Genomic DNA, 22,033 nt, shown 5'->3' on the forward strand with positions numbered 1-22,033 from the left:
CTGTCTCGTCGACACATCCTGGCGGCGCCACGCAAACCGGCGCCCTTTCCCCCTGCCTTCGACGGCGGTAGCACTCACGGCCGCCCTGTATGCACGGAAACGCCGCGGTTCGAGCACGTAACCCCTCGGCTTGTGCGCGTATGTTTGCCGCGGGGCTCCCATGATGGGCGATTGGGAAAGACGTCCCAGGGGTGACGCGCCCCCCGCGGGAGGGCCAATGCGGCCAGCGTCGGGATGGATGCACGTCCCCCCAACAGATTCCTTGTGCGGGAGGGACCCCCGATGCTGCTCGGACGCGACCGCGACATCGCATTGGCGTTGAACCTGATCCTCAGTGGCAACAGTGTGGATGTTGTTGGCGGCAGGTCGAGCGGGCGGACCGCGTTCGTGAGAGAGCTGTCCACCAGACTTGAGCAGCTGGGATGGTCGGTCACCCGGCTGCGAGGAGTCGCCTCGCTCCGGCAGCATCCGCTCGCGGCGCTCCAGCTAGTCGGCCTCACGGCTCCCAACGAACAGCGAATAGGGTTGCTTCGCAGTTTCGCGGAACTTCTCGAGAAGCGTCTTGCCGCTCCGCGCTCTGTCGTCGTCGTCGACGATTGGGACGACTTGGACGAAAGCTCATGGGGCATCGTCGAGGGAGTCCGCCGATCCCTTGCTGTCCCCGCCGTCGTGTCGCGCCTTGAAGAACGCGGCGCGAGGCACACTCCCTCCGGTCAGGAGTCATCGACCCTGGAGCCCGCCTTCGTGATCGAGATGTCGCCCCTGCGGTTCGATGACCTGGAAGCGGTGATTGCTGCAGAACTTGGCGGACCCGTCGAGTTGAGCACCATCAGCCGCATCTATGCGAAGTCGGCGGGCGTGGTCGGACTTGCGTTGGCTATCGCGACCGTCGCGGTGCAAGAAGGTCGTCTGCGCGAAGTGGATGGGGTGTGGTCGGCAGCACGCGATCTATGGAGCAGCGGGTTGCGAGGCATCGTGGAGGCTCACCTGGAGCATCTCGGCCCCGATGCGAAGGACGCCTTGGAGCTCATCGGGCTCGTCGGTGGGGCCGACATCGACACGATCCGGAAGCTGGTCGACTGGCCGCTGCTGGAGCTTCTGGAACAGCGTGGCATGATTCAACTGGTCAGCTCCGGTTCACGTCAGTTGGTGAGCGTGGTGCCTCCGTTGCTGGTGGAGTTCTACCGGCATGAGCCGCTGGCCGTGCGACGGATGCGGCTGATTGCCTTCGTCGACGCAAAGCTTGGCTCGGACAAGGGGTCCATCACTCCACAGCGCCCCCCGGAGGCACCGGAGCAAGACGCGGCACTGGTGAGACTCGTGCAGGAGCGTGCACGGACCGGGCACATCGTCGCACGCGCCCAATGGGAGGCGTCCCCCGACCCCGCGACCGCGTTGGACTACCTCCAAGCCCTGATGGCTGTGGCAGCTCCAGCCGACATGATTGAGCACGTCATTTCGACCACGGATCCGGGTACCGGTGACGCGCTGAGCAGGGCGCAGTACGCAGTCCTCCGGGCACGTTGGCGTGCCGCGGCCACGGCGTCTCTGGAGATGGGGCTTGCGGAGCTGAGAGCGCACGGCGACGCTCTCGGAGACTACGGGGGAATCGTCCGCGCCGGCGAGGTCACACTCACATGCGAATGGGCGGCGATCCCCGAAGATTACGCGGACCGGCTGGAAGTGAAGGAGGACATGCCCGACCCTGTTCGAGCAGCGCTTTGGGACGCGCAACTCCTTGTTCTGGTCATGCTCGGACGCTGCAGCGACGCTCTGCGGGTGTACGCCATGTATGAAGCCGATCGGCGGGCGGGTGCGTTGATGGCTCCGGAGACGAGAGCGCTTCACACCACCGCGCTGATGGGCGCGGGTTTTCCCAGTCAGGCCGTCCCACGTGCCATGCGCGACATGGACGAAGCGCTGGGGCTGCTGGACGTCGGCGCGGCGCGCTCGCACGGCGCCGTTGCCGCACTGTGTCAGCTAGCCGCCGGTGACAACGATGTCGTCGATGAACTGGTCGGAACCCTGTTCGCTGCGGGACCGTTCCCGCCCACGGCGGCAGGTCAGCGTCAGATGCTCCTCAGCACTGCAGCCGTAGCGGCGATCCGCCGTGGCAATGTCGGCACCGGAGAAAGCTATATCCGCGAGCTCAACGCCATGAACGCTCCCGACGGCCTTCTGCCCGCGCAGTCGCGCAGCTTCGCGGGAGCTCAGATTCACGCTTTCAATGGACAGCTCGGTCGTGCTGCCGAAATGCTCTGGGAAGACGGGAAGCGCCTGTGGGAGCGCGGCGGACGCTACGCCGGCACCATCAGCATGCTGAATTCGTGCGAGCTCGTTCCCCGTCGCAACCGGCTGCCGCAGGTGGTGGAGGCCGTCGCCGCGCAGGACAGCCCGCTTCTTCAGGCCCATCTCGCCTTCGTCAAAGCCCTCATCGAGGAGGACCCCGATCAGCTCGAGCAGGCGTTTCCGCTTCTGCGATCCACCGGCCGCAACGGCCTGGCCATCGCAGCGCTTCGCCACGCCGTCCGGCTCCACACAGCAGCAGGTGACGACACGCGAGCGGTCGCCGCGGAAGCCGCGCTCAACGACTACGTCCGCGGCCTTCCGCACCGCCGGTTCGATGTGGACCGTTTCCTCTCATCGGCAGTCGCGCTGACCGAGCGCGAGGAGGAAGTGGCGGGCCTCGTGGCAGCCGGATTGACCAACCCGGAGATCGCGAACCAGCTGGTGGTGAGTGTGCGCACGGTCGAAAGTCACATGCACCGCATCATTCGGAAACTGAACGTCGCCAACCGTCAGGGTCTGAAGGACTACATCGACGGCAGGGCCGCCGGTGGATTGCCGTGACCTCGCTGCCCGCTGCCTGTTCGAGGCTCCAGACCCCCGCCGTAGGGCAGCACCCCCTTCCGCTCGCAGCGCGGTGGGGGGGACGCTTGATATCGCGTCATCAGCGGCGTTTGCGCGCTTCCCAGACCGTGCCGTTCCTGCGCAGCAAGCTGGGCAGTTCGCGCTTGTCATCGCATCACGGCACGCGGAGCTCACGGATCGGTTCTCGCTTGGAGGCGACAAGCGCCGGAACCAGCGCGGCGAAAAGTGACGTGGCGATTGCAAGTACGGCAAGGGCGACCGTGAAGGTTGTTCCGGGGAGTGGGTCTCCCATGATGAGAACGCACAGCAGGGACGCCCCGAGCCCGACCGTCACCCCGAACAACGCGAGCACGGCTGTCTGGGTCAGGAGAAGGCTCACGATGAGTGCCCTCGTGGCGCCTAGCGCGCGGCGCCGGCCGAAGTCCTTGCGTCTCATCATTACCAGCCCGTAGAGGATCACGGCGACGAGTAGCCCGGTAACCAGGAGCATCACCAGCACGAGTCCGCGCGAGAACGTGGAGAGCTGCGCTTGCACGAGGGAGCGCAGCCGGGCGAGCGCTTCCGATGTATGAACGGTGACCTCCGACGGGTCGTCCACCGCGAGCACGGACGTCACTGCCGAAGTCAAAGGGGCCACCAGGTCCGGCCGCTCAGCGATAATCACGAGCACGCTGACGGTCTCCATCCCCGTCAGATCCTCCCGAGGCACAAGAACAAGCGGTTCGAACTCCCGGAGAAAGTCCGGCGTCCGGATGCGGCCGACGACCGAATACTCGGCACCGGTATCCACGGTGGTCAATGCACCCGACGAGTCGGTTAGCCCCAACAGAACGAGCGCTTCGGCAGACGCATACCCAGCGATACCTGACAGATTCGGGCCCGGAAGGTCACGAATGCCGAGTTGGTCAAACCCTGCCCCGTAAGCGTGTCGCACGGGCACCCGGGTTCCGTCGGGAACGAGAGCGTTCGTCGCATCCGTGGCCGATGAAAACGCCCCAGCCCACTCGATTCCCTCGATATCGGCTATTCGTCCCAGCACACTACTGGTCAAGCCTGCACCGGACTCCGCGCGCACCTCAATCATGCGAGTACCGGCATCGTCGATTGAGCCCAAGACCGCTTGCTCCGCCCCCACGGTTCGGCCGGTGGTCAGCATCACAGAGATCACCATCCCGGCGACCATCAGCATCGTCACCGCCGACGCGACCGGCTGTGACCGCGCTGCCGCTATTGCCTCCCGGACGACAGCGATTATCGACACCCTCCCCGGTTCGCGGCGGTTCATAACGGGATCACCCGGTCGCAGGAGTCAGCCAGACTCGGTGAGTGAGTAACGATGATAACGGCGGCCCCAGAGTCCGCGTGGTCCCGCAGCGCCCCGAATATCAGCGTAGATGTCTTGGGATCGAGATTGCCGGTGGGTTCGTCTGCCAACAGGATACGTGGGTTAGCGAGGAGCGCACGGCACAGGGCGATGCGTTGGGCCTGTCCACCCGAGACCTGACCTGGCCTTCTCATCTCGGGCACGTCGACCGCAAACCGTTCGAGCAGCTCGCGCGCGTCCCGTTGCGCCTCGCGCCGATTCGCACCGCGATAGAGAGCGGTTTCGGTGACGTTGTCCATCACGGAGCGCGTCGCGTCCAGCGCGGCATCCTGGAACACGAACCCGAAGCACGCCGCTCGCACCCGCGCACGGCCAGCGTCACTGAGTTGCCATGCCGACCGCCCATCGACCGTGATCCTCCCACCGCTGGGCTTGAGCATTAGTCCCAGCAGGTAGAGCAACGTTGACTTGCCGCGACCTGAGCGCCCGGTAATGGCCGTCAGCGACCCAGCCTCGAACGTAGCCCCCCAGCCATGAAGCAGAGGCGCAGCATCATCAGGCTCGTAAGTGAACGAGAGGTCGCGGACAGCGAGCAGCGGAGCAGGAGTCATTTCTCATCGACGGCGGGAAGGCGAACCGCCGTGCCCTTCATCGCGCCTTCGATGACGCTCATCCCCCGCGCGGCAGCGACGACTTTCACCGGGATGCGCTCACCGCGCCTATCGATGACGGCGAGCGCGCCACCCGCTCCCGTCGTCAGAGCGGCGGAGGGAACGACGAGGCCTCGCACGGTCTCCACCGTGACGACTCGGGCTGGCAGCACCGCCTCTCCCATAACACTCACCTCGCCGCACTGATCACCACAGATGCTTGCGTCCCCGTCCCCGACCAGCACGACGCTCACCGCGCCCGACTCGGTTCGGGGCGTGTGCTTCCCGGCTAGAGCAACCCACGTCGCTCCGCTGGGGGATGAGATCTCGACCCTGGTACCAGGAGGAGCCTTGGCCGCCTGCCCTTCAGTGAGCCGGACGGTGAAGCGCGGGGTTTTCGGCAGCCCGAGCAGCACATCTTCGCCGCCTCCAAGGGTGGCTCCACGCGCAACAAGTTCCCCGTTGAGCATGACGCGCGCTGGCAGCGCGTCGACGAAAATCACGTCTCCCGGTTCTACGACACCGGTGGGAGTCACTCCGAGTCCCCGCTGCCACTTCGCAATAGCGTCCACGGTGCCCCCTCCCGCACGCCCATCGGCTGGGCCGGCGTAGAGTCCCAGTTCAGCAAGCATCGTCTGCACTTGTTCGACGTCTGGACCTTCGCTGCCCCGCCCGATTTCCCGGAATGCCGGGACCTTCCCCTGCGCGACCACGACCGGCCTGAGTCCCACCGTGTAGAGGACCGCACCCTGGGTCACTTCATCGCCCGCCGTCACGTCGACACTGGTGACGATGCCTGCCGCCCGGTTCACACCGATGGGACGGGGATTCCACTGTGCGACCGCATTGAGCGCAACACTTGCCCCCACTTCACCGTCCGTGACTTTGACGAACGTGAACGGGGCGACGGCAAGAGCTTCCTCGGCGGGGTGGAGTGCTATTGACCCAGCCCATCCGACCGCGGCGGAGATGCTCGCCAGAAGGAGGGCGATGGCTACCCAGAACAGTGACGGACCGTGTCGTGGTCGTTCCACTCGAGCGCCGCTCACCACGTCTTCATCCTCATGCTCCTTTGTCCGGGGGACGGTATTCGTGAAGCTGGCGACGAACCGTCCATCCGCTCGCACCGCGTCCGCAGTGCGCGAGGTGTCGGGCGATCGTTGTCGCGCGTGATCCCGCTAGGGCTGGGGACAGCGTGTCTGCACCTTGTCGAAATCTGCGGGCGCGAGCTGCTCGGTCTCGAGTAGTTCACCGTACGGGTCAAACGGTGCACCGTCCCTGAACGCCTGCTCTGAGGGGATCCCCGCGACCGTGAATCCGCTGTCGCGGAGGCACTCAACCATCTCGGTGAGCGCGACGTAGAGCTTCCCGTATTGCGCGTCGGTCAGCACGACGGGTTTGTCGTATCCGAACACCGCCTCACAGTCGTGAACCGCGGCGTCGTAGGCACTCTCCGACTCCTCCGGGATGTTGATCTGCACTCCCCCATCGGAGGTGACATCAACATCCCAGCCCGCATCCGCCAGACAAGACTGCATGTTTGTTGCGAAGTCCGGATCGGCGCCAGTCAATCCGCCGGGCCCCGGCTCACTCGGGGCCGCCGGCGCACTCGCGCAGCCCGCCATGCCAAGCACAAGCCCCATCATCGCGGCCGCGAAGACCTGTCTCATCGGTCGTCGACTCATGGACCGATCGCCTTTCGCACTTGTGCCATGAGACAGGGGCGCCCGACCCCTTCCCGCTGGCCTCCGCCCACCGGAACCCTCATACGAAGCTGTAGCTGTGTGCGTACCCGACGTTGCATGCCAGCGAGGACTTCGTGCTGTACGTCGAGCCGTATTGCATTGTCTTGCGGTTCAGAGTCCCCCAGACGTCGGTGCTGCACTTCCAACGAAACTCCGGCGTGTTGATGCATCTGCCGACGAGATACGACGGCGCGCTCCCGCTTCCGCTGAACGAGCTGCATGAACCGGCGGCCGAGGCAGAAGAGGTTCCGAGAAGGAGAAGCGACGTCGCGAGTGCCACGACCGCGCCCCCGGCGCTCAGCTTCTTGAACTTCGTGGACGAGTTGCTCTTGCGTGACATCAGATCTCTCCTGGTCGGCGGTTACGGCTTGCACAGATGCTGTGCGCTCTGCGACGCTCCCACACCGGCGCGACGCCGCCACGAAGCTCAGTGCTCCGGCACGACCGTTTGCGTACCCCGGTCATCGAGTTTGCGTACCGACGGACCCCAGCACCGAGGTGCCACGGAAAGGTTCAGTGGCAAAGACTCAGGACGGCGCGTCAGGCGTCCGCCTCGATTCAGGTCCGCGATCAACACATGAAGGACGACGCGCACGCTAACCTCGGCTCCCCGGACAAGCGTCGCCTCCGCATCTACGCACTCCTCGAGCTGCCCGTCGCGTCCTCCGTGGTCGCGTCCAACATGCGCCCCTCCTCCGAGCTCGGCTCGCCGACATCGTCGACAAGCCCACGCAGCGAGCGCGCCGCCGGCGCGACGCGGCAGGCAACCGCCTGCCCCATCACCCACAGATGGTCAGCCTTCGGCAAGAGCGCCGTTGGCCGTGAGCCGACCCTCCGCACCGAATAGACCACGAGTAGCCCCACGAGGGGCTACTCGTGTTGGTGCGGCGAGCGCGGGGCAGCGGATCCTCCGCGGCTGAGGCGTAGATCACGGTGAGAACGAAGAAAGCCGGTCGGGGATTTCGCCTCCGACCGGCTTCGTCTTGCGCTCTATTCTGTGCGCGAGGGGGGAGTTGAACCCCCACGCCCTTTCGGGCACTGGCACCTGAAGCCAGCGCGTCTGCCTATTCCGCCACTCGCGCGAGCCGCGGCATCCGAAGATCCCGCGAAACTCAACTTCCCGAGGATATCACGCAGTTCACTCGCGCCCGAACGCAGGAGATCTCGCGCCGACAGGACGATTCGCGAGCGATGGTCCTGCCTTCGCCGGATCTCCTGATCCCGGCGGCTTCGACCGCGGCCGACGGCGTCCCCAAGGCCGCCGAACCGGGCGTTCCCGCCCCGCGTCCACCGGCATTCCAGGCTGTGCAACTAGCATGTACCAACCGGCACCCCCCGTCCGAGGAGCCCCGTGGGACTACTTGACAGCTTCGAGAAGGGTCTCGAGCGCGCAGTGAACAGCGCGTTCGCGAAGACCTTCCGCAGCGGCATCCAACCCGTCGAGATCGCTTCGGCACTGCGCAGCGAACTCGACAAGAAGGCCGCTGTGGTGAGCCGCGACCGCATCCTCGCGCCCAACACGTTCACGGTGCGGCTCTCGCCCGCCGACGACGAGAAGATGAGCGCGCTCGGGGGAGCGCTCGAGCACGAGCTCGACTCGCTCGTGCACAAGCATGCAAAGGCGCAGGGCTACTCGTTCGCGGGCCCGGTGACGATCTCGCTGGTGCGCGACGACCAGGTGTCGACCGGCACCCTGCGGGTCGAGTCGTCGACGGCGTCGGGGGGCAAGGTGTCGTGGCGGGGCGTCGTCGACATCGCCGGGAAGAGGCATCCGCTCGTCAAGGGCCGCACCGTCATCGGGCGCGGAAGCGACGCCGACATCACGGTCGCCGACGCGGGCACCAGCCGCAAGCACGTCGAGATCCTGTGGGACGGCGAGCGCGCGATGGTCCGCGACCTGAACTCCACCAACGGCACCATGCTCGACGGACGCAAAGTCACCGAAGCACCCCTCCCACCCGACTCGACCGTGACGATCGGCCGGACCGACATCGTGTTCCACATCGTCGCGCAGGCCGCCACGCCGCCGCGCCCGAACCTGTCGGCGCAGGACGCGACCCGGGTCTACGACCTTCGCGACGGGGGGCCGCTGCCGTGAGCGAACTGACACTGCTGCTGCTGCGCATCGGCTTCCTCGTCGTGCTGTGGGCCTTCGTGTTCGCCGTGATCTACTCCCTGCGGGCCGACCTGTTCGGCGTCAAGGTGCGGCGCATGCCCGAGGCCGCGGCGGCAGCTCCCGCCCCGGCCGCGCCGGCCGCCGCATCCCGCGCCGGAAGCCCGACCGCACCCGTCGCGCCCGTCGCCCCGCGTTCCGGCCCGAAGGGCGGACCGGCCACGATCGACTCGGTGTCGCGCATCGTCATCACCAGCGGACCCAAGGCGGGCATCGAGCTGCCGCTCGGCAACGAGCCGCTCACCATCGGGCGCTCGAGCGAGTCGGCTCTCGTCATCCGCGACGACTACACCTCCAGCCACCACGCGCGACTCGTGCTGTGGGGCGACCAGTGGATGATCCAGGACCTCGACTCGACCAACGGCACCTGGCACGACGGCGTGCGGGTCACCGCACCGGCGCCGGTGACCATCGGCGCCCCGATCAAGGTCGGCGCCACGACCTTCGAGCTGCGGAAGTAGCGGGCGGACCCACCACGTATGGTCTTCCAGGGCTCGAGCGCCGCGATCTCGCACACCGGCAAGGTGCGCTCCAACAACCAGGACTCGGGGTACGCCGGCTCCAACCTGTTCGTCGTCGCCGACGGCATGGGCGGGCACGCCGGCGGTGATGTCGCGTCGAGCCTGGCGATCGCACGCCTCGAGAGTCTGGACCGGCCGTACGAGTCGACGGCCGCCGCTGAGCGCGAACTGCGCGATGCGATCACGGATGCCGCGGCCGAGCTGATCGACACGGTGCAGGTGCGTCCGGAGCTGGCCGGCATGGGCACCACCGTGAGCGCCCTCGTCATGGTCGACGACTACGCGGTGATCGCCCACATCGGAGACTCGCGGATCTACCTGTTCCGCGACGGCGTGCTCACCCAGATCACCACCGACCACACGTTCGTGCAGCGTCTGGTCGACTCCGGCCGGATCACGCCCGAAGAGGCGCGCTACCACCCCCGGCGCTCGGTGCTCATGCGGGTCCTCGGAGACATGGACCCCGACCCCGAGATCGACACGTTCATCATGCCGACCCATCCCGGCGACCGGTGGCTGCTGTGCTCGGACGGCCTCTCGGGCGTCGTCGACGACCCGCACACCGCGAAGGCGCTCGGCGCCGGCCTCGCGCCCGGGCGCACGGCCGACAACCTGCTACGGCAGGCCCTCGACGGCGGCGCCCCCGACAACGTCACGATCGTCCTCGTCGACGTCGGGGGGCAGCATCCGGTGTTCTCGGGAACCCCGAGCGTGGTGGGATCCGCCTCGAACCCGGTGGGAGTCGAGGTGCCCGCCGCGAGGCCCGGTCGCACGAGCTGGCTGCACCCGAACCGGCAGGCCGCGAACGAACCCACCCACTTCGAGCCGGCGGCCGAGTTCCTCGAAGAGCTCATCGAAGAGGACCGGCGTCGCGCGCGCCGACGCCGTCTCGGCTGGATCGTCGGCGTATTGCTCGTGCTCGCGATCATCGCCGGTGCCCTGTGGGTCGGCTACCAGTGGACCCAGACCCGGTACTACGTGGGAGCGGACGACGACTCCGTCGTGATCTACCAGGGCGTGCAGCAGGGGATCGGCCCGATCGCGCTGTCGACCCCGTACGAAGACACCGAGATCCCGCTCGATTCGCTGCCGGAGTTCGCGCGAGCCACGGTCGAGCAGACCATCTCGGCGAGCTCTCTCTCAGACGCACGCCGTATTGTCGCCACGATCGTCGAAACGTCGGAGGGAGGGTGATGAGCAGCTCGACAAGCACCGCGACCGAGGCGGTCTCGGCAGACACGGCCGTCGTGCGCGCGCTCCGCCGCATCCGCGTCCCGCAGACGCAGCGCAACAGAGAGCTGGCGCTCCTGGTGTTCGCATTCGTCATCAACGGCTCCGCGGTCGCCCTCGTGCAGCTGGGCGCGGTCGGCGCGATCGACTGGACCTTCCTCGTCTACTGCGGGGGACTGACGGCGCTGGTGGTCGCCCTCCACATCGTGCTACGACTGCGGGCGAGGGATGCCGATCCCTTCGTGGTCCCGATCGCCACGCTGCTCACGGGTCTCGGCCTCGCGATGATCTACCGGATCGATCTGGCGCGCGACCGCCACGGCTGGGAGGCGTTCTCGACCCGGCAGCTGGCGTGGGCCGCGATCGCCCTCGTCGGAGCGGTCGCGGTCGTGCTGCTCCTGCGCAACTATCGGGTGCTGTTCCGCTACACCTACATCTTCGGGTTCGTCGGCGTCGCCCTGCTGATCCTGCCGATCATCCCGGGGCTGGGCACCAACGCCAACGCCGACGTGTGGGTGTCGCTCGGATTCTTCAGCTTCCAGCCGGGCGAGCTCGCCAAGATCGCGCTCGGCATCTTCTTCGCCGGCTACCTCGTGCGCACCCGCGAGAGCCTCACCTCGGTGGGGACGCGGTTCCTCGGCGTGACCTGGCCGCGGGCGCGCGAACTCGGCCCGCTGCTGGTCATCTGGCTGATCTCGCTCGGCATCATCGTCATGCAGCGCGACCTCGGCACCGGCCTGCTGATCTTCGGCATGTTCGTCGCCATGCTGTACGTCGCCACCGGCAAGACCAGCTGGGTTCTCATCGGTGTGGCGCTCGCGGCGATCGGCGCGTTCATCGCCTCGCAGGTGCTCACCTACGTCAACGGCCGCTTCACGAACTGGCTCGACGCGTTCAACCCCGCCGTCATCGACGCGCCCGGTGGAAGCTATCAACTCGTGCAGGGCATTTTCGGACTCGCCCAAGGCGGCCTGATCGGCACCGGCCTCGGGCAGGGGCGCCCGTACCTCACGCCGGTCTCCGAGAGCGACTACATCCTGCCCGCACTGGGGGAGGAGCTCGGACTCATCGGCGTGTTCGCGATCCTGTGCCTCTACATGGTGTTCACGAGCCGCGGCATCCGCATCGGACTCGCCGGCCAGGACGACTTCGGAAAGCTCCTCGCGACCGGCCTGTCCTTCACCATCGCGCTGCAGGTGTTCATCATGGTCGGCGGCGTGACGCGCATCATCCCGCTCACGGGACTCACCACCCCGTTCCTCGCTGCGGGCGGATCGTCGCTCGTGGCCAACTGGATCATCGTCGCCCTGCTGCTGCGCATCTCGGATGCCGTCCGCAGCCGCCCCCGGGTGGTGATCGGATGACAAAGGAGTTGCGAAGGCTCAGCATCCTGATGCTCGTCATGTTCCTCGCGCTGTTCGGCTCCACCAGCTGGATTCAGGTGATCAACGCCGAAGAGCTGGCGCAGAACCCGCGCAATACGAGGGCGCTGTACGACTCGTACGAAGTGCAGCGCGGCACCATCATCGCCAGCGGCGCCGCGATCGCGTCATCCGTCCCCTCCGACGATGTGTACAGCTGGCAGCGGGTGTACACCGACGCCGACATGTGGGCACCGGTCACCGGCTACATCAACCCGGCACTCGGCTCGGCCACCGGCATCGAGCAGGCCATGAACTCGTACCTGAGCGGCACGGCGGGATCGCAGTTCCTCTCGCGCATCGAGCGCATCTTCACGGGGCAGCCGCCGCGCGGCTCCAACGTCGCGCTCACCCTCGACGCGAACGTGCAACGCGCCGCCTATGACGCGCTCGGCGACCTCGAGGGGGGCATCCTCGCCATCGAGCCCAGCACGGGGCGCGTCCTCGCGATGGTGACCAGCCCGAGCTTCGACACCAATGCGCTCGCCGCGCACAACACCGCCGAGGTGAACGCGACGTACGACGCGCTGGTCGCCGACCCCGCCCAGCCCTTGTCGAACCGGTCGATCGCCGGCGATCTGAATCCCCCGGGCTCCACCTTCAAGCTGGTCGTGGCATCCGCGGCGCTCGCGTCGGGGGAGTACACCCCCGAATCGACGTTCCCCAACCCGGCGACGTACACCCTTCCCCAGTCGACCAGCGTCGTGCGCAACGCAAGCGGAGGCGCGTGCGGTCCCGGCGAGACCGTCACCCTCGCCGACGCGCTGCGGCTCAGCTGCAACATCCCCTTCGCCGAGCTGGCGGTGGAGCTCGGCGACACCGCGATCCGGGAAGAGGCGCAGAAGTACGGCTTCAACCAGTCCTTCGAGCTGCCGCTGGTGTCGACGCCGTCAAGCTATCCCCTCGCGCTCGACGCGCCGCAGACCGCCTTGACCGGATTCGGTCAGGGGCAGGTGACCGCGACGCCGCTGCAGATGGCGATGGTCTCGGCCGGCATCGCCAACGGAGGCGTGGTCATGTCGCCCCGCATGGTGGACAGGGTCATCGGGCCCGATCTGTCGGTGCAGCAGACGTTCGACGACGTCGAGTTCGGGCGCGCCCTCGACGAGGAGATCGCCGACGAGCTGGTCGCGATGATGGTCGCCAATGTCAGTGACGGCGCCGCGTCGGGTGCAAGAATAGACGGGGTCGACGTGGCCGGGAAGACGGGCACCGCCGAGAACGGAACCGGCCAGCCGTACTCGCTGTGGTTCACCGGGTTCGCGCCCGCGGATGACCCGCAGGTGGCCGTTGCGGTCGTCGTCGAAGGCGGGGGCGGGCAAGGGCAGTCGGGCAGCGGCAACACCATCGCCGCGCCCATCGCGAAGAAGGTCATGGAGGCGGTGCTGGGCAGATGAGACCGACGCAGGGTGTGACCTTCGGTGGCCGTTACGAGCTGGACTCTCGGATCGCGATCGGCGGCATGGGCGAGGTGTGGGAGGCGACCGACCACGTCATCGGCCGCACCGTCGCGATCAAGATCCTCAAAGACGAGTACATGGGCGACCCGGGCTTCCTCGAGCGCTTCCGCGCCGAAGCCCGCCATGCCGCGCTCGTGAATCACGAGGGCATCGCGAGCGTCTTCGACTACGGCGAGGAGAACGGCAGCGCCTTCCTCGTCATGGAGCTCGTGCCCGGCGAGGCCCTGTCGACGATCCTCGAGCGCGACGGGTCGCTGTCGACCGACAAGACGCTCGACGTGGTCGCTCAGACCTCCGCCGCACTGCAGGCAGCTCACGCGGCGGGACTCGTTCACCGCGACATCAAGCCCGGCAACCTTCTCATCACCCCGGACGGCCGGGTGAAGATCACCGACTTCGGCATCGCCCGCATCGCCGACCAGGTGCCGCTCACCGCCACCGGCCAGGTCATGGGCACGGTGCAGTACCTGTCGCCCGAGCAGGCGTCCGGCCACCCGGCATCCCCCGCGACCGACACGTACTCGCTCGGCATCGTCGCCTACGAGTGCCTCGCGGGCAAGCGCCCCTTCACCGGTGAGTCGCAGGTCGCCATCGCGATGGCGCAGATCAACGAGCAGCCCCCGCCGCTGCCGCCGACCGTGGCTGTGCCGGTGCAGAACCTCGTGATGGCGATGATCGCCAAGAAGCCCGAAGACCGCCCGGCGTCAGCCGCCGCTGTCGCGCGGGCTGCCACGGCCCTCAGGCGCGGCGACGTCGCCGCCGCCGCTGCCGCCGTGCCCGCCATCGCCGCCGGCTCGGCGGTCGGCGACGACATGACCCAGCTCCTCACGTCCGGTTCCGACACTTCGGCGGCGACGCGGGTGCTGCCCGCCGCGGCGGCGGTGCCGCTCGACGCCGACGGCGAGCCGATCGAGGGCGAGCAGACCGAGAAGAAGAAGCGCAGCCCGTGGACGTGGCCGCTGATCGCGCTGATCGTGCTGCTGCTTCTCGTGCTCGGCGGCACGATCTGGGCGCTGCTGGCGAATCAGGGCGGCGAGCCCGAGCCCACCCGATCGTCGACGTCGGCTTCCCCCTCGCCGTCGCGCACCCCGACCCCGACCGAGACGACCGAGACGCTCGTCGACGTCGGATCGCTCGGACTCATCGACAAGAGCTGCGACGAGGCTCGCGCGATCGTCGAGGGCGCCGACCTGGTGGCGAACTGCGTGACCGGCAACGCCGCCCCCACCGAGGCGCAGCAGGGGCTGGTGTACGAGGTGAACCCGACCGGACGCGTCGCACCCGGCACGACCATCAATCTCACCGCTTACGGTGCACAGATCGCGATGCCCGCGCCCGGCGCGCCGACCTTCAGCGCGGCGACGGTCGCCCCCGGCGGCACCATCCAGGTCAACTGGGGGCAGTACTCCTGCCCCGCGGGCGAAGGCTCGGTCAGCGCCTACAACCTCACCGCGACCAACGGCACGTTCGCCAACGGGCAGTCCACCTCCGCGTTCGGTCAGGCCGACCGCAGCGCACAGGTCACCGTCCCGAGCAACGCCACCGGCAACGTCACCGTCAGCTACACCGTCGACTGCACAGGCGGCCCGTCTCAGACGCGCACGTCGCCCGCCTCTCCCGAGGCGACGGCGACCATCCAGCCCGAAGACAACGGCGGTGACGGCGGCGAAGGCGGCGGCGGCGGCGACGGTGCCGGCGACGGCGAAGGCGGCGGGACGAACCCCTGACCCCGTGCGGAGCGGGCGGCCGTGACCGGCCGTCGGCCTCCGCTCGGATAGTCTGGCTGGAGATCCACGCAGGGAGTGACCGTGACAGCTGAGCCACGCGTGCTTTCGGGGCGCTATCGGATCGACGAGCCGATCGGCCGTGGCGGCATGGCCAGCGTCTATCGCGGCTACGACATCACCCTCGGCCGCGCCGTGGCGATCAAGATCCTCGACCGCGAACTCGCCAGCGACAACACCTTCCGCACCCGGTTCCGCCTCGAGGCTCAGGCGGCGTCCCGCATGGCGCACCCGACGATCGTGCGCGTCTACGACGCCGGCGAAGACACCGAAACGAATCCCGACGGCACGGTGCGCCCCGTCCCGTTCATCGTCATGGAGCTCGTCAAGGGCTCGCTGCTGAAAGACATCATCGCCGCCGGGCCGGTGCCGGTGACGGATGCCGTGCGCTACGTCGACGGGATCCTCGAGGCCCTCGAGTACTCGCACCGCGCCGGGGTGGTCCACCGTGACATCAAGCCGGGCAACGTGATGGTCACCGATGCCGGGCAGGTGAAGGTCATGGACTTCGGCATCGCGCGCGCGGTGTCGGACAGCTCTTCGACGGTCGCCGAGACCACTGCCATCCTCGGCACGGCGGCGTACTTCTCGCCGGAGCAGGCCAAGGGCGAGCCCGTCGACGCCCGCGCCGACCTGTACTCGGCCGGCGTGGTGCTGTACGAACTGCTCGCCGGGCGCCCGCCGTTCCGCGGCGAGTCGCCGGTCGCGGTCGCCTATCAGCACGTAAGCGAGGCACCCCTCCCGCCGTCCGAGATCAACGAGACGGTGCCCCGCTCGCTCGACGCGGTGGCGCTGCGCGCTCTCGCCAAGGACCCGTTCCAGCGGTATCAGGATGCCGCGAGCTTCCGCGAGGCGCTCGACGCGACCATCGACGGCCGATCACCGTCGAAGCGTCAGCTGGGCGCGCTCACCAGCGAGCTGTACGGGCCCAACCCGAAGCAGGCCGCCGAGACGGCGCGGTCGCTGCGACAGCTCAGCACCGACACCACCATGAAGCGGACGCAGGCGGGGCCGCCGGTCGCGTGGATCTGGGCGGGCGTCGGGCTGCTGGCTGTCCTGCTCATCTCGGTGCTCTTCTGGGTGCTGTCGATCGAGTCGCGCACCGACGTCCCGGCGAACGCCCGCATCGTGCCGGACGTCTCGGGCATGACGTACGACCGGGCGAACGCCGAGCTGCTCGACGCCGATCTGCTGGTCATCCGCGTCGACGAGCCCAACCCCGATGTCGCCGAGGGCAACGTCATCCGCACCGATCCCGAGGAAGGATCCTCGGTGAGCCCGGGCCAGGACATCACCGTCTACGTCTCGCTCGGACAGGAGATGGCCACCGTGCCCAGCCTCGAGGGCCTGGGGCAGGATGCCGCGGCGGCCGAGCTGAAGGCGGCAGGCCTCGAGCTGGGCAGCGTCACGCAGCGCAACGACCCCGCGCTGGCGGCCGGGACCGTCATCTCTGCGGATCAGGCGGCGAAGGCCTCGGTTCCGGTCGGCACGGTGGTGAATGTCGTGGTCGCGTCGGGGAAGGTCACGATCAACGACGTGCGCGGCTACACCGTCGAGGCGGCGCAGCGCGAACTGGAAGAGCTCGAGCTCACGGTGTCGACGCAGGAAGACCCGTCGTGCGCGGCATCCTCTCCTCCCACGGTGTCGACGCAGTCCCTGGCACCGGGCGACGTGCCGATCCATTCGCCGATCGTCCTCGGGTTCTGCTCCGGCACCTGAACCGGCTGAGCAACCCGGGTCAGCGCTCCGGCTCAGCGACGTGGACTGAGGGCCGCGCCGCGGGCCGCGGCATCAGTGAACCCCGCTCCGGCGAGCCAGTTGCCGAGAAGCCGGTGGCCGCCCTCGGTGAGCACGCTCTCGGGGTGGAACTGCACGCCGACGATGGGGAGCGTCCGATGCGCGACCCCCATGATCACCCCCGATGCGGTCGCCCCCGTCACGAGAAGCTCGTCGGGCAGGGTGTCGGGCACGATCGCGAGCGAGTGGTAGCGCGTAGCCGTGAAAGGGTCGGCGAGGCCGTCGTAGAGGGCGCTGCCGTCGTGGTGGACGAGCGACGTCATACCGTGCATCAGCTCGGGCGCCGTCGCCACGGTCGCGCCGAAGGCTTCGCCGATCGCCTGATGACCGAGGCAGACGCCGAGCAGCGGCATCCGCTTCGAAGCCGCCGCCCGGACGACGTCGATCGACGCTCCCGCGTCGGAAGGAGTGCCGGGACCGGGCGACACCAACACGGCGCGGTAGGGAGCGATGGCCGCAACGGGGTCGGTGACGGCGTCGGCCTCGACGAGGTCAGTGGCCACCCCCAGTTCGTGCAGATAGCCGACGAGGGTGTGGACGAAGCTGTCGTGGTTGTCCACCACGAGGACGGGCGCCGACGCCACGGGCGCGGAGCTCACGGCCGACTCATTCGACCGTGACCTCTTGCGGGTTCACGAACTGGCTGACCCACGGGAAGACGTAGAACGCGAGCCCGTAGAGCACCGCCGCCACGAGCACCACCAGGATCAGGACCCTCACCCACCACGGGCCGGGGAGCACATGCCACAACGCCGCGTACATCACGCGTTCCCTTCGGTGAGGGATGCCGGAGCCCCCGCCGACCGCGGCGTGAAGGACTCGAACACCCCGTAGGCCACGATGCGCTCCGTCATGGAGTACATCGGGCTGCAACTCGTCATCGTGATGTAGGCCGTGCCGGCGGGCACGTCGGTCTGCTGCGGGACGGGAAGGAGCACGTCGACCTGGTCGGGCCGCACGTACTCGAGCGTGCGGAACCGGTAGGTGTACCAGCCGTCAGGGGTCTCGACCACGATGGGGTCGCCGACGCGCAGCTCGGCGATGCGGTTGAACGGCTTGCCCCAGGTCGTGCGATGCGCGGCGACGGCGAAGTTGCCGGGCTCTCCCGGCATGCTCGTGCCGGGGTAGTGGCCGATGCCGATGGGATCGAGGGTGCGGGCGCGGCTGACGCCCCCCGCCATGGGCACGGCATAGTCCGAACCGAAACGGGGGATGTGCATGACACCGAACCGCTCCGCGTCGGAGGGCTCGGGACGGATGACGGGGTCCACGGCCGTCGGCTGCTCGGGCTCGTCGGGGTCGTTGGTGCTCGGGTACGCCTGCGCCCACTCCTGCGACAGCTGCTGCCCGGTGGCATTGCGCTCGGCGCCGTAGATGAGGTCGCCGACCCACAGCTGCCAGACGACGTAGAGCAGCACGATGACGCCCGCGGTGATGAGCAGTTCGCCCAGGACCCCGACCACCGTGGTGCGGCGACGGGGGCGTGCGGACGCGCCTCGGGTCGCGGCATCCCCCGTACCGCCGGCCAGCGCGTGCATCACACCGCGAGTTTAGCCAGCGCACGCTGGGGGCCGCCTGGCAGATAGACTTTCTGCCATGGCACGACCCGGCAGAGATGACGACCCGATCGTCGAGCGCGCAGAAGGCGAAGCGGCACCCAACCCGGTGTGGTTCAAGCCGATCATGATCGGCCTGATGCTGATCGGTCTCGTGTGGGTTCTGGTGTTCTACCTGAGCGGCATGCAGTACCCGATCCCGGGCATCGAGGGCTGGAACCTCGTTATCGGGTTCGGCATCGCCTTCCTCGGCTTCCTCATGACCACTCGCTGGCGCTGACCGCCCCGCACCCACTCTGAAAAGCCCCGGCCTTGCCGGGGCTTTTTCGCGTCCGGAGTTGTTAACAGGGTTCTTAACACCTGTGAATTACACACGTGTGATTCATCCCCACCTGTGGAGGGACCTGTGGATAACTCAGCCGAGCACGACGCCGGGCGCGGCGACCGGGACGAGCAGAAGCGCGACCAGTGCCGCGGCGACGACGGCGAGCAACGCGATCTGCAGACCTCGCTGCCGGGGCGACCGCGTGCGGGTGTAGATGAACGACACCAGCAGTCCGACGACCAGTCCGCCGACATGCGCCTGCCATGAGACGTTGAATCCCGGGACGAAGCCGATCACGAGGTTGATGCCGAGAACGATCGCGATGCCCCCGATGTTGGCGCCGATGTGCCGTCCGATCACGAGGAGCGCGCCGAAGAGGCCGAAGATGGCGCCGGATGCCCCGACCACCGGAGTTCCGAAAGACAAGATCACGACCGCGACCGAGCCGCCGAGCGCGCTCAGCAGGTAGAGGGTCAGGAAGCGCCACCGGCCGAGCAGAGGTTCGAGACTGCGGCCGATCATCAACAGCGCCAGCATGTTGAGAGCGAGGTGCACGAAGTTGCCGTGTACGAGCGACACGGTGAGCAGACGCCACGGCTCGAAAGCGCCGAACAACTGCGGGTACAGCAGCGGCGCGTAGAAGAGGAGTGCACTGCGGATCGTCTCGCCCACGCCGGGGATGAGGGTGACGAGGTACGCGAGCGCTGTGATCCCGATGATCGCGTACGTGACGAGCGGCCGGGTGTCGCCGATCGTCACGGCCTGCGGTCGCCGTGACCACCGACGCTCCGCCTTCCGCTGCGCGGGTGAGGCGGCCCTCTGCTGATCGGCGAGGCACTCCGGGCAGATCACGCCCACGGCCGCGGGGGTCTGGCACTCGGGGCAGATCGTGCGCAGGCAGCGCTGGCAGAGCACGAAGCTCTGCCGGTCGGGGTGCCGGTAGCAGAAGTTGTCGCGGTTGCGACTGAGGTCGTCGGTGGTCACGAAGGGGCGGGATGCCTAGGCCGACGTGATCGTGACCGACTGCAGCACGACGGGCTCGATGGGCCGGTCGCCCGCCGCCGTCGGCACCTCGCTGATCGTGTCGACCACGGCCTTCGACGCGTCGTCGGCGACCTCGCCGAAGATGGTGTGCTTGCCCTGCAGCCACTCGGGACCGCGACCGCCCTGGCCGGGAACCGTGATGAAGAACTGCGAGCCGTTGGTGCCCTCGGCCTGGCCGGTGATCGCGTTGCGGCGCAGACCGGCGTTCGCCATGGCGAGCTTGTAGGGCTCGGTGAACGTCAGCTCGGGGCTGATCTCGTCGTTGAACGTGTAGCCCGGACCCCCGACTCCCTGACCCAGCGGGTCGCCGCCCTGGATCATGAAGCCCGAGATGATGCGGTGGAAGATGACGTCCTTGTAGAGCGGCCCCTCGCCGGGCTGGCCGGTCGCGGGGTTCGTCCACGAGCCCGTGCCGTCGGCGAGTCCGATGAAGTTCTGGACCGTGCGGGGGGCGTGGTCTCCGAAGAGGTTGACGACGATGTCGCCGTAGTTGGTGTGGAAAGTGGCGACAGCGGTGGGAATCGGCATTGCTACATTCTTCCAGAGTTCTGTGCAACCCCTCCCGCGCCTCGGCAGGTCTGGCAAGATGGGTGGACCACGTCACCGCTCGATTGGGAGGACACCGTGAGCCTCAGCCGTAAGCGCAAGAAGGAACTCCGCAAGCTGCAGACCCAGGCGACGAGCCTGTGGGAGTCGCAGCAGGTCCTCGTCGGACAGGCCGCGAACGTCGCTCGCGAGGCCGGTCGCCAGCTGGGTCACCTCAACCGCGAGGAATTCCGTCCCCGCGTTCAGGCCGGGTACCAGACCTACGCCGCCCCGTACGTCGAGAAGGGCCGCAAGGTCGTCAACTCGACGGTCATCCCTGCAGCCGGTGCAGTCGTCGGGTCGGCGATGTCGGTGTGGGATGCCGCGAACGACACCCGCGCACGTCTGGCGTCGGGCAAGGGCATCAGCCTCCCGGCCGGCTGGGGAAAGCCGGCCCCCGAGCCCGTCAAGAAGGGCATCGGCGCCGGCGGTGTGATCGCGATCATCCTCGGCGTCGCCGCCGCCCTCGGGGTCCTGTACGCCGCATGGCAGACCTTGCGCGCCGACGACGAGCTCTGGGTGGCGGACGACCCGCTGCGCGCACCGGACGCCTGAGGTGACGCAGGCCGATCCCGCTCTCGAACGAGTGCGGGCCGCGGCATCCGCTCGTCATCTCGACATCGAGATCCGCGAGCGGCCCGCAGCGAAGAGCCTCGCTGAGGCCGCCGCGCTGCTGGGCATCGACCCGGCCGGGATCGTGAAGACCCTGGTGGTGAAGCGCAGCGACGACACCTTCCTCTTCGCTCTCGTTCCCGGCGATCGAGCCATCTCGTGGCCGAAGCTGCGCACCGTCGTAGGTGTGAACAAGCTGCAGCTGCCCGACGCGGACCGTGCGCTGGAGGCGACCGGCTATGAGCGTGGCACGATCGTCCCGATCGGCAGCTCTCACGACTGGCCGGTATTCGCCGATGAGCAGATCGTCGGCAAGCGCATCGCGATGGGTGCGGGCGCGCACGGCTACAGCCTGTTCGTCGACGCGGACGACCTGATCGCCGCGTACGGCGCAACCGTCGCCGACATCTCGCAGCCCACCGATTGACCCGACCGAGACGCCTCGATCGGGTCAGATCGCGCCGGCCATCTCGAGCGCGATGTCGACTAGCCTGACGCGCTGCAATTCGGGGACCTCTCGCAGCGGGAACCACTCGGCGCGGTCCGTGGAGCCGTCGATTTCGTTGCGCAGCCGCCCACCCGTCACTCGAGCGCGGTACACGATGCGCAGCGTGTGGAGCGGCTCGGTCGCTCCCGGCGTGAGCCGACGTCCCGCCGGGATGACACGGGAATGGATGCCGAGCAGCTGCCCGATCGCGACCTTGTAGCCCGTCTCCTCCCGCACTTCGCGGCGGACAGCGTGCTCGGGATCTTCGCCGGGCTCGAGGCCACCGCCCGGCATGGTCCACGCGGCGCGGCGACCCTCGTTCCAGTGCGCGAGCAACAGGCGGTCATCGTCGTCGATGATGACGGCATACGCCGCGACGCGAAGGTCCATGCTTCACCCTACCCATGCCGTCCCACCGCAGCCGGACAAGCGACGGCGGCCCGGCTTC

At 68.1% G+C, this 22,033-nt stretch carries 22 protein-coding genes and 1 tRNA gene; 11 read left to right on the forward strand and 12 right to left on the reverse strand.

Annotated features, from left to right (window positions below; genetic code table 11):
- The first annotated feature begins 282 nt into the window (after positions 1-282).
- Positions 283-2,850: a LuxR C-terminal-related transcriptional regulator gene (locus ACFUTX_RS10050; RefSeq protein WP_378863611.1), complete on the forward strand. Its 2,568-nt coding sequence runs from the start codon at positions 283-285 to the stop codon at positions 2,848-2,850.
- A gap of 175 nt (positions 2,851-3,025) precedes the next feature.
- Here ACFUTX_RS10050 and ACFUTX_RS10055 read toward each other — a convergent pair whose 3' ends face one another.
- The 6 genes from ACFUTX_RS10055 to ACFUTX_RS10080 form a co-directional block, all read right to left on the reverse strand.
- Positions 3,026-4,156, reverse strand: coding sequence for an ABC transporter permease (locus ACFUTX_RS10055; protein WP_378863614.1), 1,131 nt, complete (start codon positions 4,154-4,156; stop codon positions 3,026-3,028).
- Entirely contained in the window at positions 4,153-4,806 is a 654-nt protein-coding gene (locus ACFUTX_RS10060; RefSeq protein WP_378863617.1) for an ABC transporter ATP-binding protein, read from the reverse strand. Before ACFUTX_RS10060 ends, ACFUTX_RS10055 begins: the two co-directional genes overlap by 4 nt.
- Positions 4,803-5,972, reverse strand: a complete 1,170-nt coding sequence (locus ACFUTX_RS10065) for a peptidoglycan-binding protein (protein ID WP_378863620.1) — start codon at positions 5,970-5,972, stop codon at positions 4,803-4,805. Before ACFUTX_RS10065 ends, ACFUTX_RS10060 begins: the two co-directional genes overlap by 4 nt.
- 51 nt (positions 5,973-6,023) lie before the next feature.
- Positions 6,024-6,515, reverse strand: a complete 492-nt coding sequence (locus tag ACFUTX_RS10070; RefSeq protein WP_378863623.1) for a hypothetical protein — start codon at positions 6,513-6,515, stop codon at positions 6,024-6,026.
- A gap of 94 nt (positions 6,516-6,609) precedes the next feature.
- Positions 6,610-6,930: a hypothetical protein gene (locus ACFUTX_RS10075; protein WP_378863624.1), complete on the reverse strand. Its 321-nt coding sequence runs from the start codon at positions 6,928-6,930 to the stop codon at positions 6,610-6,612.
- A gap of 658 nt (positions 6,931-7,588) precedes the next feature.
- A tRNA-Leu gene (locus ACFUTX_RS10080) sits at positions 7,589-7,672 on the reverse strand.
- A gap of 269 nt (positions 7,673-7,941) precedes the next feature.
- Between ACFUTX_RS10080 and ACFUTX_RS10085 the strand changes: the two genes are divergently transcribed.
- From ACFUTX_RS10085 to pknB, 7 genes are all read left to right on the forward strand, one after another.
- Positions 7,942-8,688 (forward strand): FhaA domain-containing protein, encoded by a 747-nt coding sequence (locus ACFUTX_RS10085; protein ID WP_378863627.1) that lies wholly within the window; start codon positions 7,942-7,944, stop codon positions 8,686-8,688.
- Positions 8,685-9,224, forward strand: coding sequence for an FHA domain-containing protein (locus ACFUTX_RS10090; protein WP_378863630.1), 540 nt, complete (start codon positions 8,685-8,687; stop codon positions 9,222-9,224). The genes ACFUTX_RS10085 and ACFUTX_RS10090 overlap by 4 nt, the downstream gene beginning before the upstream one ends.
- Before the next feature lie 18 nt (positions 9,225-9,242).
- Positions 9,243-10,478 carry a PP2C family protein-serine/threonine phosphatase gene (locus tag ACFUTX_RS10095; protein ID WP_378863633.1) on the forward strand — a complete coding sequence of 412 codons (1,236 nt, stop codon included), beginning with the start codon at positions 9,243-9,245 and terminating at the stop codon, positions 10,476-10,478.
- Positions 10,478-11,878, forward strand: coding sequence for an FtsW/RodA/SpoVE family cell cycle protein (locus ACFUTX_RS10100; protein ID WP_378863636.1), 1,401 nt, complete (start codon positions 10,478-10,480; stop codon positions 11,876-11,878). The genes ACFUTX_RS10095 and ACFUTX_RS10100 overlap by 1 nt, the downstream gene beginning before the upstream one ends.
- Positions 11,875-13,332 carry a peptidoglycan D,D-transpeptidase FtsI family protein gene (locus ACFUTX_RS10105; RefSeq protein WP_378863639.1) on the forward strand — a complete coding sequence of 486 codons (1,458 nt, stop codon included), beginning with the start codon at positions 11,875-11,877 and terminating at the stop codon, positions 13,330-13,332. Before ACFUTX_RS10100 ends, ACFUTX_RS10105 begins: the two co-directional genes overlap by 4 nt.
- Entirely contained in the window at positions 13,329-15,122 is a 1,794-nt protein-coding gene (locus ACFUTX_RS10110) for a serine/threonine protein kinase (protein ID WP_378863642.1), read from the forward strand. Before ACFUTX_RS10105 ends, ACFUTX_RS10110 begins: the two co-directional genes overlap by 4 nt.
- A gap of 81 nt (positions 15,123-15,203) precedes the next feature.
- On the forward strand, positions 15,204-16,898 hold the full coding sequence (gene pknB, locus ACFUTX_RS10115; RefSeq protein WP_378863645.1) for a Stk1 family PASTA domain-containing Ser/Thr kinase: 1,695 nt from the start codon (positions 15,204-15,206) through the stop codon (positions 16,896-16,898).
- Between the two features lie 32 nt (positions 16,899-16,930).
- Here pknB and ACFUTX_RS10120 read toward each other — a convergent pair whose 3' ends face one another.
- The 3 genes from ACFUTX_RS10120 to ACFUTX_RS10130 are packed head-to-tail and all read right to left on the reverse strand — an operon-like array spanning position 16,931 to position 18,514.
- Positions 16,931-17,575: an anthranilate synthase component II gene (locus tag ACFUTX_RS10120; protein ID WP_378863648.1), complete on the reverse strand. Its 645-nt coding sequence runs from the start codon at positions 17,573-17,575 to the stop codon at positions 16,931-16,933.
- A 7-nt stretch (positions 17,576-17,582) separates the two neighbouring features.
- Positions 17,583-17,738 (reverse strand): hypothetical protein, encoded by a 156-nt coding sequence (locus tag ACFUTX_RS10125; RefSeq protein ID WP_378863651.1) that lies wholly within the window; start codon positions 17,736-17,738, stop codon positions 17,583-17,585.
- Positions 17,738-18,514, reverse strand: a complete 777-nt coding sequence (locus ACFUTX_RS10130) for a class E sortase (protein WP_378864636.1) — start codon at positions 18,512-18,514, stop codon at positions 17,738-17,740. The genes ACFUTX_RS10125 and ACFUTX_RS10130 overlap by 1 nt, the downstream gene beginning before the upstream one ends.
- A gap of 58 nt (positions 18,515-18,572) precedes the next feature.
- Here ACFUTX_RS10130 and ACFUTX_RS10135 point away from each other — a divergent pair, with 58 nt between their 5' ends.
- Positions 18,573-18,812: a cell division protein CrgA gene (locus ACFUTX_RS10135; RefSeq protein WP_378863654.1), complete on the forward strand. Its 240-nt coding sequence runs from the start codon at positions 18,573-18,575 to the stop codon at positions 18,810-18,812.
- Between the two features lie 135 nt (positions 18,813-18,947).
- Here ACFUTX_RS10135 and ACFUTX_RS10140 read toward each other — a convergent pair whose 3' ends face one another.
- Both ACFUTX_RS10140 and ACFUTX_RS10145 read right to left on the reverse strand, forming a co-directional pair.
- Positions 18,948-19,841: a rhomboid family intramembrane serine protease gene (locus tag ACFUTX_RS10140; RefSeq protein ID WP_378863657.1), complete on the reverse strand. Its 894-nt coding sequence runs from the start codon at positions 19,839-19,841 to the stop codon at positions 18,948-18,950.
- A 15-nt stretch (positions 19,842-19,856) separates the two neighbouring features.
- On the reverse strand, positions 19,857-20,429 hold the full coding sequence (locus ACFUTX_RS10145; protein ID WP_378863660.1) for a peptidylprolyl isomerase: 573 nt from the start codon (positions 20,427-20,429) through the stop codon (positions 19,857-19,859).
- A 96-nt stretch (positions 20,430-20,525) separates the two neighbouring features.
- Between ACFUTX_RS10145 and ACFUTX_RS10150 the strand changes: the two genes are divergently transcribed.
- Entirely contained in the window at positions 20,526-21,041 is a 516-nt protein-coding gene (locus ACFUTX_RS10150) for a DNA helicase (RefSeq protein WP_378863663.1), read from the forward strand.
- A gap of 1 nt (position 21,042) precedes the next feature.
- Positions 21,043-21,525, forward strand: a complete 483-nt coding sequence (locus ACFUTX_RS10155; RefSeq protein WP_378863665.1) for an aminoacyl-tRNA deacylase — start codon at positions 21,043-21,045, stop codon at positions 21,523-21,525.
- Between the two features lie 24 nt (positions 21,526-21,549).
- Here the strand turns inward: ACFUTX_RS10155 and ACFUTX_RS10160 are convergent, their stop codons facing one another.
- Complete coding sequence (locus tag ACFUTX_RS10160; RefSeq protein WP_378863668.1) at positions 21,550-21,975, reverse strand: NUDIX hydrolase; 426 nt, start codon at positions 21,973-21,975, stop codon at positions 21,550-21,552.
- Between the last annotated feature and the right edge of the window lie 58 nt (positions 21,976-22,033).

The sequence above is a fragment of the Microbacterium sp. NPDC057407 genome, from assembly GCF_042803895.1.
Taxonomy (GTDB): domain Bacteria; phylum Actinomycetota; class Actinomycetes; order Actinomycetales; family Microbacteriaceae; genus Microbacterium.

Coding starts and splice junctions, on each gene's coding strand:
- ACFUTX_RS10050 (WP_378863611.1), top strand. CDS start 283: ATGCTGCTCGGACGCGACCGCGACATCGCATTGGCGTTGAACCTGATC.
- ACFUTX_RS10055 (WP_378863614.1), bottom strand. CDS start 4,156: ATGAACCGCCGCGAACCGGGGAGGGTGTCGATAATCGCTGTCGTCCGG.
- ACFUTX_RS10060 (WP_378863617.1), bottom strand. CDS start 4,806: ATGACTCCTGCTCCGCTGCTCGCTGTCCGCGACCTCTCGTTCACTTAC.
- ACFUTX_RS10070 (WP_378863623.1), bottom strand. CDS start 6,515: ATGAGACAGGTCTTCGCGGCCGCGATGATGGGGCTTGTGCTTGGCATG.
- ACFUTX_RS10075 (WP_378863624.1), bottom strand. CDS start 6,930: ATGTCACGCAAGAGCAACTCGTCCACGAAGTTCAAGAAGCTGAGCGCC.
- ACFUTX_RS10095 (WP_378863633.1), top strand. CDS start 9,243: ATGGTCTTCCAGGGCTCGAGCGCCGCGATCTCGCACACCGGCAAGGTG.
- ACFUTX_RS10100 (WP_378863636.1), top strand. CDS start 10,478: ATGAGCAGCTCGACAAGCACCGCGACCGAGGCGGTCTCGGCAGACACG.
- ACFUTX_RS10105 (WP_378863639.1), top strand. CDS start 11,875: ATGACAAAGGAGTTGCGAAGGCTCAGCATCCTGATGCTCGTCATGTTC.
- ACFUTX_RS10110 (WP_378863642.1), top strand. CDS start 13,329: ATGAGACCGACGCAGGGTGTGACCTTCGGTGGCCGTTACGAGCTGGAC.
- ACFUTX_RS10125 (WP_378863651.1), bottom strand. CDS start 17,738: ATGTACGCGGCGTTGTGGCATGTGCTCCCCGGCCCGTGGTGGGTGAGG.
- ACFUTX_RS10130 (WP_378864636.1), bottom strand. CDS start 18,514: ATGCACGCGCTGGCCGGCGGTACGGGGGATGCCGCGACCCGAGGCGCG.
- ACFUTX_RS10135 (WP_378863654.1), top strand. CDS start 18,573: ATGGCACGACCCGGCAGAGATGACGACCCGATCGTCGAGCGCGCAGAA.
- ACFUTX_RS10145 (WP_378863660.1), bottom strand. CDS start 20,429: ATGCCGATTCCCACCGCTGTCGCCACTTTCCACACCAACTACGGCGAC.
- ACFUTX_RS10160 (WP_378863668.1), bottom strand. CDS start 21,975: ATGGACCTTCGCGTCGCGGCGTATGCCGTCATCATCGACGACGATGAC.